Origin of the sequence: Brachybacterium sp. UNK5269 (assembly GCF_049266655.1) — a bacterium.
GTDB lineage: Bacteria > Actinomycetota > Actinomycetes > Actinomycetales > Dermabacteraceae > Brachybacterium.
In genome coordinates this window covers 3,211,368-3,226,952 of the sequence record NZ_CP184883.1, presented here as the reverse complement: position 1 = coordinate 3,226,952, position 15,585 = coordinate 3,211,368, and the positions used below count along the sequence as shown (strand labels likewise).

Sequence of the window (15,585 nt, the reverse complement as noted above, 5' to 3'; positions counted from 1 at the left end):
CGAGAAGAGCCGGGTCATCGACCAGATGCTGAAGGGCGGCTTGAGCGAGCAATCGCGCGTTCCGGGCTGTCCTGCCGAGGGGCGACCGAGATGGTGGTGGCGGCAGGGCGGTTTCTGGGCCCGGAGAAGTCACGCGCCTGAGAATACCCTGCTAGGAGCCCCCTACTGCAGGTCCGCCTGCACCGGCACTGCACCGGGAACGCCTGGGCGCGCATCTCTGGGCAACCGCGCCGAACCCCAGCCGTGACTCACATACGATGGTCCGGACTCGCCCCCCCGGTCGAGATGAGAGGCGCCCACGCGCCAAGTGCCCCTCGCCCTGTCGCCCTCTGAAAGGCCCCAAGGACTGTGAACGAGACCGAGACGGCCACTCCCCTGAAAATTTCCGTGATCGGCTGCGGGTATCTCGGCGCCGTCCACGCCTCGGCCATGGCCGAGATCGGCCATACCGTGTTCGGCCTCGACGTCGACAAGGAGCGGATCAACACCCTCTCCCGCGGCGTAGCTCCCTTCCATGAGCCCGGTTTCAACGAGGTCCTCTCCCGAAACGTCGGTCGCGGGAACTTGGCGTTCACCATGGACTATGACGACCTGGCCAACTGCGACGTGCACTTCCTCGCGCTCGGCACGCCGCAGCGGGACGAGGGCTTGGGCGCCGACCTGTCGTACATCGACAGCGCCTTGAGCGCCCTCACCCCGGGCCTGCACGCCCGCGGCGGCCGCACCACCTTGGTGGTCGGTAAGTCCACCGTGCCGGTCGGCACCGCTCGACATATCGACGAGCGCCTCAGCACCATCCCCGGCGTGAAGCTCATCTGGAACCCGGAGTTCCTCCGCGAAGGCTTCGCCGTCGAGGACACCCTCAGCCCCGACCGTCTGGTGTACGGCGTCGCGGACACCGAGGACGCCGAAAAGGAGATCGCAGTCCTCGACGCGGTGTACGAGTCGCTGCTGGACAAGGACATCCCGCGCCGCGTGTACAACTTCGAGTCTGCCGAGTTGGTGAAGGTCTCCGCGAACTCTTTCCTCGCCACCAAGATCTCCTTCATCAACGCAGTCTCGGAGTTGTGCGATATCACCGGTGCGGATGTTACCCACGTCGCTGAGGCGATCGGTATGGACGACCGAATCGGGAGTAAGTTCTTGCGCGCCGGCATCGGCTTCGGCGGCGGTTGCCTGCCCAAGGATCTCCGCGGTCTTATCTCGCGCGCCGGCGAGCTGGGGGCCGTCGACAGTTTCGCCTTCCTTCGCGACATCGACGCCATCAACACCGGTCGTCGCGACTATGTGCTCCGGCTCGCCAGGCGGCTGCTCGGTGGCGACCTCGAGGGACGCCGGATCACCGTCCTCGGCGTCGCCTTCAAGCCTGACACCGACGACGTGCGCGACTCTCCCGCTCTCGACATCGCCCTGAGACTGTTCGCCGAGGGCGCCCATGTGACCATCACCGATCCGGCATCCCTCGAGAACGTGCGCAAGCGCTACCCGTCGATGCGCAGCAAGGAGTCCGCGCAGGAAGCCCTGCGGGACGCCGAGCTCGTCCTGCTGCTCACTGAGTGGAACGAGTACAAGAACCTCGACCCTGTCGCGACCGGCGAGATCGTCTCCCGGAAAGCGATCGTTGACGGCCGCAATGTCTTGGACCTGGCGCGCTGGCGCGGGGCAGGGTGGGAAACGGTCGCGCTCGGACGTCCCTGACGTCTGCTCATCGGGTCATCCCGCGGCGTGAGTACCGCGCCGGCGTGAACGGCAGGCTCTGCGGGGCCGGCACCCCGCTACGTCATCGCCAGTCGCACGGCGTCAGAGCGACTTCGGCAACTCGAAACCCGTCCACCGGGCCGCACGGACCAGCCCCTGCTCGAACTCTTCGGGCCCCGGGGGTCGATGTCCTTCGGGTCCTGTGTACGTCATCACCTGGAACCGGTCACGGTCGTTGCCGAAGGCGTCGCGCAGCGCCGGCAGGTGCACGTGGTGGTGGTGGGCGTCACGGGTGTTGGAGACGAACAGCACCTGGGTATCGCGGGGCGTAGTGTAGCGGGCCACGGCCGAGGTGCGTTCCTCGATCGACTCGTTCCATTTCTTGGTGAAGTCGAACCTCTCGAGGTCCTGGCCCGCGACCAGCTCGGGCCAGACATGGCGCAAGTAGGACCGCTTGGCGGCGTGGGGGTACTGGCCATCCGCCTCGTACAGCCGGATGTCGACCTGCGGGCTGTAGGCGATCACCACCGAGTCGGGGATGAGCGCTCCCACCATCAGGGCGGCGAAGCCCCCACCGGAGGAGCCCGTCAAGACGATGCGGTCGGAGTCGAGGGATTCGGCCATCAGCATGATCCAGGTCGCGATGTCTCGCGGGACGTCGGTCCCCTTCCACCCGGTGAACCAGGACAGCTCCAGCGACGGGTCGATGTGCAGCGACGGATCCGAGAAGTAGAGGCTGTTCACCCGGTACTTCAGCAGGCTCCGCAGGCGCTCGAACCGGGGGATCGCGAACTGCTTCCTGTTCAGGGCGCCGTGGAAGGACACCATCAGGGTGCGGCTGCCGCGGTTGACGAGCAGCGCATCGAGCATGCGGCCGCCGGGGTAGGCATGGCGGTAGCGTTGAGCGCCGGGTTCGGGCACGACGATGGCGGCGCCCACATCGGGCACCGTGAGGAGGGGGACATTCGATCCGTTGCTTCGGAGCCCCCGCACCGGTATCGCCACCATGAATTCACTTTATAGCACCCCGTAAAGGGTGCCCTTTCGATGCTCGGGCCCCGGTGGTGGGTACGGGAGGTGAACCGCGCTGCGTTAGGTGTTCGGCACCGTGCCGGCCTCGCCGCCGAGCACCCCGTCGGTGAAGGCGAACCGGGGAGGGGTGGACTCGTCGCTCGCGGTGACGGTGATCGTGAGGCGCTGGGCGTCGGTGACATCGACCGTCACGGGGACCGAACCACCCGGGGCGACGGTCTGCTCGACCTGCGTCGTCCCATCGACCTCGACGCGCACCTGCACGGGGGTGCCGTCGTCCGGTACGACGAGGTCGGCATCGACCGACGTGTATCGCTGCTGGAGCATGTAGGTGACCTGGACCTCGGGCTTGTTCGCCTGGACGACGATCGCGTCGGAGGCGGACGTCCCATCGACGGTGACCGAGCCCTGCTCCGTCCGTCCACCGGCCGTGTTCGCAGGGAGTGCGGACAGCGGTTGCGTCGCGAGCTCCGTGGCGACCTCAAGGATTACTGTCTTCCCGGGCATCACGAAGCTCCCTGCGGCAGGCTGCGTACCCTGGACGATCCCGTTCTGTTCCGCCGAGCCGGGAACGGTGACGACGTCGACCTCGACCTGTTCCCCGAGAGCGTTGCGTGCCGCGTCCTCGGACATACCGCTCACGTCGGCGACGGCGATCGACCCCTCGGGCGCGGACAGGGTCGTCGACGACGTGGTCGGGGGCGGCGGATCATCGCCGGTGCGCAGCGTCAGGAAGACGCCGACGGACAAGGCGCCGACCAGCACGCCCACGCTCAGCACGAGGCTGAGCGCCATGAAGGGTCGCCTGCGCCGGGGGAAGAGGACGTGGCCTCGCCGTCTGCAGCGGAGGCATCTGCTCCTGCGTCCTCGGCAGCGATCGCTCCCGGCTGCAGGGCGGCGGGAAGCGCGATGGTGCGGCTGCCCCGGGCGCCCAGTCGGACCGTCTGCGCGGAGCGCAGGATGCTCGTGCGGTGGCCGAGGTCGATGGTGCGGCCTCCGCTGTCCTCGGGCCCGGCCGGGGCGTCGCGGGCGATGCTCGTCCCGTCGGCCCCGACGGGGCCCGAGCCGAGCGCGGTCGCGGCGCCGCGGAACGCCGAGGAGTCCAGCTGCTGCGGCGGCACGCCCAGGTCCAGGGCGACCTCCGCCGCGGTCGGGCGCTCGTTCGGGTCCTTGTCGAGCATCGCGGAGATCAGCTTCCATATCTCGTCGCTGGCCGCTGCCGGCCGCTCGGCCTCCTCGGAGACCTGGGCCTCGAGGATCGCGAACACGTCATCCGGATCGGCGGTGCCGAACACTGCGCGCCCGGACAGCATCTCGACCATGAGCAGGCCCAGGGCGTACACATCGGCCGCCGACCCCACGGCGCCGCCGCTGACCACTTCGGGCGCCGTGTACTGGGGGGTGCCGAAGCGAGGGTGTTCGGCGACGCCCGCGGGACCCTGCGCTAACTGGGAGACCCCGAGGTCGGCGATCAGGGCGCTCTCGCCGTCATCGTCCCGGTGGATCAGCACATTGGCGGGCTTGAGGTCGAGGTGGACGATGTCCGCGGCATGGATCGCCGCGAGTCCCATCGCGATGTCCGAGGCGATGGCGGTGGTTCGCTCCGGGGAGAGGTTGCCGTCCGTGATCAGCAGGGTCGCGAGATCCCCACCGTCGACGAGATCCATGATGATCGCGAGCGTCGAGCGGTCGTAGACCAGGTCGTGGACCTTGACCACATGCTGATGGTCGATATCGGTGAGCAGCTCCCGCTCCTGGATGAAGCGGTGCACGACGTCCCGCCGTCCGCTGTACTCCGCGTGCAGGATCTTGATCGCCACGGGATTGTCTTCACGGTCGGTGCCGCGCCAGACATCACCGGTCGTGCCCGTTCCCAGCCTCTCGTGCGCGACGTAGTTGCTGCCGACGTTGTGCATGTGCGGTGCTCCCGTCCGACCTGACGTCGGGGCTCGAAGGACAGCGGTGAAGGTACCGACGCGTCCGTGGACGCGGGACCGGCGCACGCCAGGATACGGCGTGCCGACGATCGGGCGGCCCGGCGCCCTGCCGCCGGGAAGCAGACGTGACCCTCGTGTGATCCTGCCCGATGCGATACGGGCGACTGGCCGATACCTATAGATTCGGCGTGTGAAAGACACGGAGCTCTCCCGGCGCGGCATCATCTGCGTCGCCGCAGCCGGTCTGCTCGGAGCATGCACGGCGCCGAGCGAGGGGGAGAGCACCGAGGGGCCATCGACCGGGCAGGGCTCGGACGAGGGCGGGGCGACCAGTGACGAGGGGACAGGACCAGTGGAGAATCCGATCGACGCGCTCATCGCGGCGGCGCCGTACGACGCGATGACCGTCGCGCTGGTCGACGACGGTGTCATGCAGTCATGGGACATCACCTACCTCGCGAGGGAGTCCCCGATCCTGCGTTACCGCCTGCAGGGCGAGTGGGATGGGAACGCGGGACAGGCCGACGGGTACCAGCGCCTCGAGGAGGTGCGCGCCCTCGACGGCGCCCCGAGCCTCCAAGGCGAGATCGTCATGCCGCGATCCAACTGGGAGTTCGCCTTCCAGATCGATGTCGACGGCGACAAGCAGTTCGTCCCCTACCACGGCGCTCCCACCGCCTACGCGGACGGCCCCTCCGTGCCGAGCATGGACGGCGTCGCGGTGGATATCGCCTCGTTCACTGCCGGTGAGGCCATCCCCGCGCAGAGCTTCTCCCTCGAGCAGCGGGTGCACGCCCGGCACCCCGCGAAGGGCGAGACGAACCTCGTCAAGATCTCGACCGTGACCACGTGGACCGCCGACGGCAAGCTCGCCGTCACCGGCAACTGGGAGGCGCTCGAGGACGTCACCATGGGCAGCGCCTACGGGCCGATGCTCCCGTTCTCACGCGACGTCTTCGACCGCGTCGGCACCGACACCGCGGAGGAGGTCGAGGTGGATTCCGTCGCCGAGGCGAAGGCCGAGGGCGAGCCCGTCGCGGAGACCGTCGAGATCGACGGTGCCTCTGCCGCCCTCATCCAGTCGAGCGACACCGGGTGGAACGCAGCGATCCGCTGGATCCGCGCCGACGAGACCCTGCGCGCCGAGGCGAACGATGACGGGCACTCCGACGTCTTCCTGCAGCTCCGGGACGACGGCATCGCCAAGATCTACCCTCAGGTCTGGGACCAGGGCGAGACGGTGACCGCCGGTACGACGTGGGAGTTCGCCGCCGAGTGGATCGTCACCCCCTCGGCGTGAACAGGGGGAGGCGCACCGAGATGCACCACGGCACCTTTTGTGCACATGTCCACGGGCCGACCACCGATTGGTCCTCAACGGGGCGAATCGCCTTATCATGGCAACGCTGAGCCACCCCCCGGCCTGCCCGGGCCGCCCGTGCTCTGTTCGCCGGGAACGGGACGACAGGCGACACGTCGGAGGAGTAGTCCATGCATGGAGATGAGCGTCGGGACCCCGACCTCACGCGGAAGATGGTTCTGGACGAGTTCGTCTCGGATCCCGAAGAACTGCACCGCAAGTACTACGGGCTCGTGGAGCGGGACCGTCGTGCGCGGGAGCGGGCGTCCACGGAGAGCCAGCTCGAGAAGCGCAACCAGGAGCTCGAGCGGGAGAAGGAGGACCTCACCCGCCGGCTTGCGAGCGCTCACGGCGCCCTCGACGCGTACCGCAAGGAGAGCCGTCGGCTGAAGGATGACCTCGAGCGAGTCCGTGGGTCCCGCAGCATGCGAATCGGCCGGGCGATCACCAAGCCTGCCTCCGTGTTCCGCCGCGGACCCGACGCCGGGGAGCAGCAGGGCTCGGGCATGATGGCGCTGCCGAGCCCCGAGACTGCGTCGATCACCGGAGCCGCATCGACCGACGCCGCGGGCTCCGGTTCCGCCGGCGAGAGTTCGTCAGCCCCGAAGCTGTGGGAGCTCACCTACGAGCAGCTCGAGGAGCGTCTGCAGACCGAGCCCCGCGTGGACGTCCTCAACGCGCTCCTGAACCGCGCATGGTTCCAGCGCGGAGACGTCACGTCCTGCGAGACCATGCTCACCGACCACCCCGACCTCGTGGACGAGCTGCCCGACAAAGGCAAGGAGCTCGTCGCGCGTATCCACGGTGAGTCGCGCCTGCGCGACGGACGCGTCACCGTGCCGCCGCGCGCGCATGACGCCGCCTATCGCGTCGAGCACGGCCGCGTCATGTACTGCGTGCACTCCACGCCGATCTACGATTCGAACGGTTACTCCACCCGTACCCGCGGGCTCGTCGAGGGCCTCGAGCAGAGCGGCGTCGACGTCTCCGTCGTCTCCCGGATCGGCTACCCCTGGGACATCCATCGGGACGCGGCACCTCGTCAGCAGGAGCGCGACGTCCGCGAGCTCGGGGGAGTGGAGTACGTCCACCTCCCCGGGGCGGACCTCAACCGGGACCCGCTGGACGAGTACATCCTCAAGGCGGCCGACGCCTACGTGCGCGAGGCGAAGATCCGGCGGCCCGAGCGAATCCACGCCGCCTCGAACTTCCGCCAGGCGCTGCCCGCGCTGATCGCCGCCCGCAGGCTCGGCATCCCCTTCGTGTACGAGGTCCGCGGGCTGTGGGAGCTGACGGAGGCCGTCTCCAAGCAGGGCTGGGAGGACAGTGAGCGGTTCGCCCTGCAGGTCGAGCTCGAGAATATCGTCGCGACCGAGGCGGATCACGTCCTCGCCATCACCGTGCAGGTGCGCGATGAGCTGATCGCCCGTGGCGTCGAAGGCCCTCGCATCACCCTCGCCCCCAACGCGGTCAACGACAAGGAGTTCGTGCCGCTGCCCGCCGATGTCGAATACGCCCGCAGCATCGGCGTCGAGCTCGACCGGCCCGTCATCGGGTTCGCCGGCAGCCTCGTGGCCTACGAGGGCCTGGACGTGCTGCTCCAGGCCGTGCGCCGGATCCGCGACCGCGAGATTCCCGTGCAGGTCATCATCGCCGGATCCGGAGCCGCGAGCTCCGACCTACGCACGCTCACCGCCGAGCTCGGCCTCGAAGAGGACGTGACCTTCCTGGGCCGCGTCCCCGCGCAGGACATTCCGCGCCTCATGAGCATCATGGACGTGATGCCGTGCCCGCGCCTGTCGACCCGCGTGACCGAGCTCGTCTCGCCGCTCAAGCCGCTCGAGGCGCTCGCCGCGGGCAAGGCTGTCATCCTCTCGGATGTGACGCCGCAGGCTGATCTGGTGCCAGAGGGCAGTGGCCGCGGGTTCCTGGTGCCCGCCGGCGACACCGAGGCGCTGGCCGCCACCCTTGCGGCGGTCCTTGTCGACCCCGAACTGGCCCGCGCCGCTGCTCGCGCCGGCCGCCTGTGGGTGGTGCGCGAACGCACCTGGAACGCACTGAGCTCTGGGATCAGCTCCGCCTACGAGAGCGCCTCCCGGCATTGGGACGCGGCACTGACCGATGTTCCTCGCCGACCGCTCGGGAGCGTCCGGGTGGGAATCGTCGCCGATGAGTTCACCACGGAGACCTTGGGCCATCGCGTCCAGGTGGTCCCGATCTCTCGGGAAGATCCTCTCGCGGCCCTCGAGCAGGACCTCGATGCCGTTCTCATCGAGTCCGCCTGGGAGGGCAACGGCGGGGAGTGGTTCCACGGCGTCGGGTACTACGACGACACGCAGTTCGCCGCTCTTCGCCGCCTCCTGTGGGGCGCGAAGCAGAAGGGAATCCCCACTCTCTTCTGGAACAAGGAGGACCCGATCCACTACCGGCGCTTCGTCCGCGCCGCCGTGCGCTGCGACCACGTGTTCACCACCGACGCCTCGCTGGTGGGCAGGTATCTGGCCTCAGGGGCATCGACTGTTCGCACCGCCTCCGCGCTGCCGTTCTACGCGGAACCGACCCTGCACAACCCCGTGCAGTCGCCCCGTGCGCTCGGCCGTCCGAGCGCCATGTATGCCGGGACGTTCTACGGCGAGCGTTACGCCGCCCGGTCGAAGGAGCTCGCCGGCCTGCTGCGGGCGGCCGCGCCCTACGGGCTGACGATCTACGATCGCCAGTACGACAAGCCGGATTCGCCGTACCGCTTCCCGGACGAATTCGCGCCGAACGTGCGCGGCTCGCTGCCGTACCACGAGGTGCTCGACGCGTACCGGTCGCACTACGTGAACCTCAACGTCAACTCGGTCGCCGACAGCCCCTCGATGTTCTCCCGTCGCGTGGTCGAGGTGGCCGCGAGCGGCGGCGTCGTGCTCAGCGGCCCTGGTCGCGGCGTCGTCGAGACCTTCGGCGGAGCCATCCCGGCCTCCGCGGATCCGTCCTTCCACCGCGCCCTCCTGCGCGGCTGGGACAACGCTCCGGCGCAGCGCTTCGACGAGGCCTGGTTCCAGCTCCGGGTCATCGCTCGGTCGCACACCACCGAAACGGCTCTCGCGATCATGTTCCGCACCGTCGGCATCGCCGTGGACGGTCTGCGCGATCCTGCGTACGTGGCCGTCCTGCCGGACGGCTCGGAGCAGTCACTCGCGACGGCGCTCGGTCAGTCGACTCCGCCCGCGGCGATCGCTGTCCCCGCCCAGGACGCCCAGGCGGCCTCCGCCCTCACCGAGCTGCCCGTCGTCCCGATCGAGGACTCGGCCACCTGGGCAGGGGACAACGATGCCGAGGCGTTGATCGAACTCCGGGGACTCGCTTCGCGCACCCTCGCGGAGGACCTGCTCATCGCCCATCGCTTCCGCGGTGACACGCGGGTCGGGGCACGGGAGTACGCACCGGGCGACGACGCGCGTCTCCTCGCCGCACCGGCGCGCGAGCTCCCCCTCGGCGACGAGCACCGCCGCGTCGGCGCTCTCACCCTCCTCGCCGGGAACGGATCCGAGGATGACGATGGCCAGGCCGGAGGCTTGATGCTGGTCGTCCCGCCGACGCCCGTCGCCCAGCCGGATCCCTCCGACCCCGTCGAGGGAATCGTTCGCGAGGCCGCGGACCGCGGAGGGGATCGGCTCACGGTCCTCGTCGCCGGTCACGACCTCAAGTTCCTGAGCCCTTACATCGCCGACCTCGAGGCCCAGGGGCACACCGTGCTCATCGACCAGTGGGCGGGCCACAGCGGCCACGACGAGGCTCGCTCCGAGGAGCTCCTCGACCGCGCGGACGTCGTCTGGTGCGAGTGGGGCCTCGGCAATGCGGTCTGGTATTCGGAGCACCTGGCCAGGTCCCAGAAGCTCATCGTGCGGGTGCACCTCCAGGAGATCGACCTTCCCTACCTGCGCACGATCCGCATGGAGGCCGTGGACACCTTCATCTTCGTCGGCGAGCTGATCCGTCGCGCGGCGGTCGAGGGGCACGGCGTCCCGGAGGACCGCTCCGTCGTCGTGCCGAACTTCGTCCGCACCGACGCCCTCGCTCGTCCCAAGCGCGACGGCGCCCGGCACACCCTGGGCCTCGTGGGCATCGTTCCGCAGCGCAAGCGGCTCGACCTGGCGATCGACCTCGTGGAGCGCTTGCACCTGGCCGATCCGCGGTTCCGGTTGCGGATCAAGGGGAGGCGTCCCGAGGAGTACCCCTGGATGGAGAAGCGGCCGGAGGAGATGCGCTACTACCGCGAGCTGTACGAGCGCATCGATCGGCTGAACGCCGAGGCCGGGGAGGAGATCGTCATCTTCGACCCCCACGGCGACGACATGGCGGCGTGGTACCAGGACATCGGCATCGTGATCTCCACGAGCGATTTCGAGTCCTTCCACCTGACTCTCGCCGACGGTGCGGCCAGCGGCGCAGAAGCCGTCTCCCTGGCCTGGGACGGCGCTGACCTCATCTACCCGGATTCCATGCTGTTCCCCGACATCGAGAGCATGGCTGACGGCCTCCTCGACGGCCCGGCGCGCGAGCAGCGCCACGCCGACCTCGCTCCGGTGATCGCCTCCTTCGACGAGCGACGCGTCTTCGCCCGCTTCTCCGAGCTGCTGTTCGCGGGTGCCACCCGGTGACGCTCCGCGACGCCCGTGCGGTCAAGGACAGCGCCCGCAAGCTCCTTCCCGTCAACCACGGCGTCTGGGTGATCGAGCGTGCACGCGACTCCCTGCGGGATCGCAGCGTCCGCCTCGGTGCCGAGACGACGGCTCCGATCAACCCGTCGACGCTCTGGGAGTACGGCACCGACCGTGCGCGGGGACGTCACGCCCACGGCTTCACCTTCCTCGTGGACTGGGTGGGGGCCGGCCCCCAGCTGACCGCGGGCGAGGCGAGCGAGCTCAGCGCCCTCCTGCATGAGATGGTCCTGGCCTGGGACGAACGCTTCGGCCGGGCGCGGGAGACCGCCCCCGAGATGGCCTTCCATGACGAGACGACCGCGCAGAGGCTGCTCGGTGTCGTCGGGGTGCTCGACCAGCTCACGCTGACCGTCGAACAGCGGGCGTTCTTCGAGGGGTTCGCGGAGCGGACCGCGGCGGTACTCATGGAGCCCGGCTTCTACGGCGGTGTGAACAACCACGGCATGTTCCAGGATCTCGCGCTGCTCGCGTGGTCCGTGCTCGTCGCGCCGAGCCACAGCACCCTCGGCGCGCAGGCGTGGGACCTCGCAGCGAAGCGCCTGCACACCTACTTCTCCGCCTGCTTCACGCCCGAAGGCGTGCATGTGGAGAACACCCCCACGTACCACGTGATGGTCTCGCGCTACCTGCCCGTGCTCGATGCCCTCTTCGTCTCGGCGGCATCCGACGCTGCCGAACTCTATGAGCAGCTCCTGCCGGGTGCGGTGCGATACGCCGTTCACTGCGTCACCCCCGAGGCGCTGTTCCCGCCGGTGTCCGACTCGCACCGACGACGGCTCGACACGTCCGAGAACATCGAGACCTTTGCCGGCGGCGAGTTCGAGTATGCGGCGACCGGAGGGCGCCGAGGGTCCCGTCCCCTGTCGCGGACCGCGGTCTTCCCCGCCTCCGGCTATGGGATGACCCGTTCGGCGTGGGGTGACGAGGACGCTACATACGTCCATTTCACCTGCGCGTACAACGCTGATTACCACAAGCACTCCGACGAGCAGAGCGTCTATCTACGGTCCGGAGGCCGGGACCTGCTGTGCGAAGCAGGAGCGTACGGATACAACTGGGACGATCCGTTCACCAAGTACGCGTACTCCTCGTCCGCTCACAATTCGATGGTGGTGAACGGGACCGGTCTTCCGCGCACCGAGCCGCCGGAGGTCCGCCTCCTCGAGCGGTCCCCGCTCAATGAACTCGCGCTCACCGTTGCAGATGACGACCGTATGGATGTCGCCGGCACCACCCGGCGCTATCCGGGGCGGAGCTGGACGCGGCGGCTTCGCGTCGACCACGGTGAGGCACCGGCAGATTCGACCGTGCGCATCCACGACCTCATCACCTCGCACGACGGTGAGGCCTCCCTGCGCTTTCTGTGGCACCTCGGCACGGGTCTCCGCGCGGTGCTGCGCGAGAAGGGCGTCGAAGTCTTCGACGGCACGCAGAAGGTCATGGAAATGGAATTCCGGACCGAAACCGACATCTTCCTCGAGGTGGTGGAGGGTAGAGAAGGTCGCGCTCCGCAGGGGTGGTACTTCCCCACTTTCGGTGAGCGAGTCCCGGCGCCTGTCATCACGGTCGATGTCGAGTGCGCCGATCTCGAGCTGGAGACGGAGGTGCGGCTCTCCGGGTTCGTCTGGAATGAGGAGGAGAGGACGCCGCGAGACCCGCTGACGGTCAGTGGTCGTTCGCTGTCCTGGATCCCGTCCGCGGCGTCACCGCAGCGCGGCGACGCGGCGGTCCTCATCCTGTCGCGGTACGACAGCGTCGACGCGAGGGCGCGTCTCACCGGGGAACTCGTAAAGAACGATCGACCCTATTGGTATGTCCCGGGGATCTCCCGGAAGATCACGGAGAGCGAAAGGATCGAGGGCGCGCTGGGGTTCCTTGAGGAACTCGCGGGCGAGCTCTGGGAGTTCATCAGGGGCCAGCGGGACCGTGGGGTGGAGATCATCCTTGCGACGGTCGGCGAGGGCTATGTCCCGGCCGCGATCGCCGCGCTCTCCACCGGTGCGCCGCTGATCTCTCTGGATCCCGTGATCCCGTTCAGAGCAGGTGATCCGCGCGCAGACCGGATCGCGGAGTGGTTCGCCCACATGCCCAGCGGCGGGCCCCGTGCACCGATCGATGTGCTGTCCAGCAGCACTGCCCGGAAGAGCACGGAACGAGCAGTCTCCCTGCTCGACCTGGAGGTGTCGCAGCATGCAGTGCTGTCCGAACTGCTGACCGTGGACGCCGAGGAAGTCCTCTCGAACCTGCTGAACAACGAAGCGTCGATGCACGACGGCCCCGGGATCCGATACATCGCTGCCTACGACCGCCGGCGCAAGGAATTCCTCGTCGACGTCCTCGAGAGAAGCGATGTCCTGATCGCGGTGCGCGTGTTCAAGGGCAAGGAACAGGTGGCCAGCCTTCCCTATGCGGCCGGGAGCTTCCGGAGGTTTTCCTACGAGGGCAACGGGCCGCATCGGCTCCGCATCCACGTCCGCGATGGTGAGGGGGACGAGATCGCCGCCTTCACCACCGGGACGGTACGCGTCCGCTGAGGAGAAGCCCTGAGGGGCGCGCCGGCGCGCCCCTCAGTCCTCGCAGGCGGCCAGATCCGGGTCCTTCGGCAGGGTGAACTGCACGAGCTTCGCCCCGGAGGCGGCGTAGACGTGCTCGCCCATCAGAGCTAGCGGTGAACCCACTCCATCCGACCCTCGTGCCACCGTGCCATCGACCAGGTCGACGACGCTGAGCTGCCCGCGAGCCACGTGGATGAAGCGTCCCTCCGCCTGCCAGGGCTCGATCCGAGCGGAGGTGTAGCCGGCGCTGTCGGCGGGTTCACCGATCACGGTGTGGGCCAGGAGCTCGCCGGACTCCACGTCCAGCACCAACAGTCCATCGGTCGTGCCGCAGAAGACGCGGTCCTTCTGCACGTGCGGTGTGTAGACGTCGAGGACGTCGACGGGTGTCGTCCAGACGACATCCCCGGAGGTCAGTGACAGGCGCATGATCTCCGCGCTGTCAGCGGTCGCCTCGGAGCCATAACCGCCGAGCACCGATGTGGTCACGATGAGCTCGTCCCCTCCCAGCGAGGTGATGCCGACGACGGAGCGTCCGTCCGCAGGATCCTCCACGACCGCGCCTGCGGACAGAGAGTCCCCGTTCCGCTCGAGGGTGTGGATCATCCCTCCCACCCGCCCCTGCTCGGGGACGGTGCCCACGGTGAATCCGTTCTCGAGCCGGCCCCAGGACACGGGCCGGGCCTGCTCGAACTCCTCGCCCAGGTCGGCGATCTGCTGCGCCTCGAGGAGAGGTTCGCCTTCCACGACGGCCGCCTCGTGCAGGCGTCCCTCACCATAGGACCCGACGAGGACCGTGCCCTCCCCGCTCTCGATGCCTCCCTCGACCTGCTGGACGCCGCTGTCCTCGGCGGTCCGGGCGACCAGAGCGCCTTCGGTGTCGACCACGACGATGCCATCGGCCTGGTAGCCGCCGATCGCGATCTGCTCGGTCTGCGGCATCGGGATGACCGCGGTGATGTCGTGAGCGCTCGGGACGATGGCGATGCTCTGCGCGTCGCCGGCGCTGGTCAACGGCGCCATGATCACGGCCGCCGCACCATCGGGATCAGGCGAGATTCCCACGATGGTCCCGTTGGTGCGGACGACGACCGCAGTCGGATTCGCGATGGTGGAGAGTCCTGCGTCGCTCACCGAATATGTTCGGGGGTCCAGCCGCTGCACACGGTCGGCCGCGACGTACACCATGGTGCTGTCCGCCGGGTCGATCGCGAGCGACCGGGTGGAGGCGCCGGGGGAGAGCTCCGCTCCGAACGCACCGCTGTCGGGTTCGAAGAACACGCCGTCAGAGCCGCCATCCTCCTCATCGCGATAGACCAGCAGGGACCCGCCGGGCATGGAGACGAGGCGAGAGACCGAGCCTCCCTCGCGGATGCCGGGGACCGCGTGGGTGCCGATCGGATCGAGCGACTCCGTATCGATCTCGTACAGTCCGGGCTCATTGCCGCCGGTCCCGACAAAGAGACGGCCCTCGATCACGGCGAGGCTGCGGACGTACTCGTTGTCGCCGATCTGCGGACCTACTGTGATCTGCCCGGAGGCCGGGTCGATCTTCCACACCGCCCCGATCGGGTAGGAGCCGCCGAAGACGATACCGCCCGGACCGAGCACCGGGCTGTACAGGCTGGTCGCATCGGGGGAGACGCTGCCGAAGTCCTGGAGGACGTCGGGGTCGGGGCCGACGGACAGCACGCGGCCGTCCTCACGGGTCACGAACCAGCACACCCCGCTCCCGACGGCCACGCCGGGATTCACCCCGACCTCGACGTGGTGGAGGACCGTCTCCGAATCGCCGTCCATCGGGATCAGCTGGATCTGGCCGGTCGCGCCGTGCTGCGTGATGAGAAGGCGCTCGCGCTCGTCGGTGCCCATGAATACGGCGACGTCCTGAACGGAAACCTGGGTGAAGGGCGCTTCCAGGGTCTTCGCCTCGAGGGCGATAGCCGCCTGCTCCTCGAGGTCTATCGGGAACTGCTCCGGGAAGTCGCGCTCCGCGATGCATGGCGCGGCCGGTGTCGGCTCTGCCGTTTCGCTGGTCCCCGGACCGGTCCCCTCGCCTCCCAGATCCATGCGGGTGAGGCCCCAGCCGATGAGTCCGGCACCGGCGACCGCGCCCGCCCCGATCAGGACGTTGCGTCGTGCCCTCTGCTTCGGACGTGAGCCCGGTTCCTCGGGGGTCGGGTTCGTGGCGCCCCGTGCGTCGTGGCCGTTCTGCGCCTGCTCGTCGTCGGTTCCCTGGGTTCCCATGCGCGTGCTCCTGACTGGACGGGCCCTTGCCCGTCGTGTCCATTGTC

8 protein-coding genes are annotated in these 15,585 nt (G+C 68.7%); 4 read left to right on the top strand and 4 right to left on the bottom strand.

From position 1 onward, the window contains the following. Positions 1-348: 348 nt before the first annotated feature. The gene (locus ACOJUI_RS14980; RefSeq protein WP_422115734.1) at positions 349-1,698 is read left to right on the top strand and encodes a UDP-glucose dehydrogenase family protein; all 1,350 of its coding nucleotides are present in this window, start codon (positions 349-351) and stop codon (positions 1,696-1,698) included. A 102-nt stretch (positions 1,699-1,800) separates the two neighbouring features. On the opposite strand, the gene ACOJUI_RS14975 is transcribed toward ACOJUI_RS14980, so the two are convergent. From ACOJUI_RS14975 to ACOJUI_RS14965, 3 genes are all read right to left on the bottom strand, one after another. Further along, complete coding sequence (locus tag ACOJUI_RS14975) at positions 1,801-2,637, bottom strand: alpha/beta hydrolase family protein (protein ID WP_422115733.1); 837 nt, start codon at positions 2,635-2,637, stop codon at positions 1,801-1,803. 153 nt (positions 2,638-2,790) lie between these two features. Further along, the gene (locus tag ACOJUI_RS14970; protein WP_422115732.1) at positions 2,791-3,525 is read right to left on the bottom strand and encodes an NPCBM/NEW2 domain-containing protein; all 735 of its coding nucleotides are present in this window, start codon (positions 3,523-3,525) and stop codon (positions 2,791-2,793) included. Continuing rightward, positions 3,504-4,646: a serine/threonine-protein kinase gene (locus ACOJUI_RS14965; protein WP_422115731.1), complete on the bottom strand. Its 1,143-nt coding sequence runs from the start codon at positions 4,644-4,646 to the stop codon at positions 3,504-3,506. The genes ACOJUI_RS14970 and ACOJUI_RS14965 overlap by 22 nt, the downstream gene beginning before the upstream one ends. Positions 4,647-5,019: 373 nt before the next feature. On the opposite strand from ACOJUI_RS14965, the gene ACOJUI_RS14960 reads away from it, so the two are divergent. From ACOJUI_RS14960 to ACOJUI_RS14950, 3 genes are all read left to right on the top strand, one after another. Continuing rightward, positions 5,020-5,967: a hypothetical protein gene (locus ACOJUI_RS14960; protein WP_422115730.1), complete on the top strand. Its 948-nt coding sequence runs from the start codon at positions 5,020-5,022 to the stop codon at positions 5,965-5,967. A gap of 191 nt (positions 5,968-6,158) precedes the next feature. After that, positions 6,159-10,673, top strand: a complete 4,515-nt coding sequence (locus ACOJUI_RS14955; protein ID WP_422115729.1) for a glycosyltransferase — start codon at positions 6,159-6,161, stop codon at positions 10,671-10,673. Next, a complete protein-coding gene (locus ACOJUI_RS14950) occupies positions 10,670-13,270 on the top strand; it encodes a heparinase II/III domain-containing protein (protein ID WP_422115728.1) in 2,601 nt (866 codons plus the stop codon). The genes ACOJUI_RS14955 and ACOJUI_RS14950 overlap by 4 nt, the downstream gene beginning before the upstream one ends. 33 nt (positions 13,271-13,303) lie before the next feature. Here ACOJUI_RS14950 and ACOJUI_RS14945 read toward each other — a convergent pair whose 3' ends face one another. Further along, positions 13,304-15,538: a hypothetical protein gene (locus tag ACOJUI_RS14945; protein WP_422115727.1), complete on the bottom strand. Its 2,235-nt coding sequence runs from the start codon at positions 15,536-15,538 to the stop codon at positions 13,304-13,306. Positions 15,539-15,585: the final 47 nt, after the last annotated feature.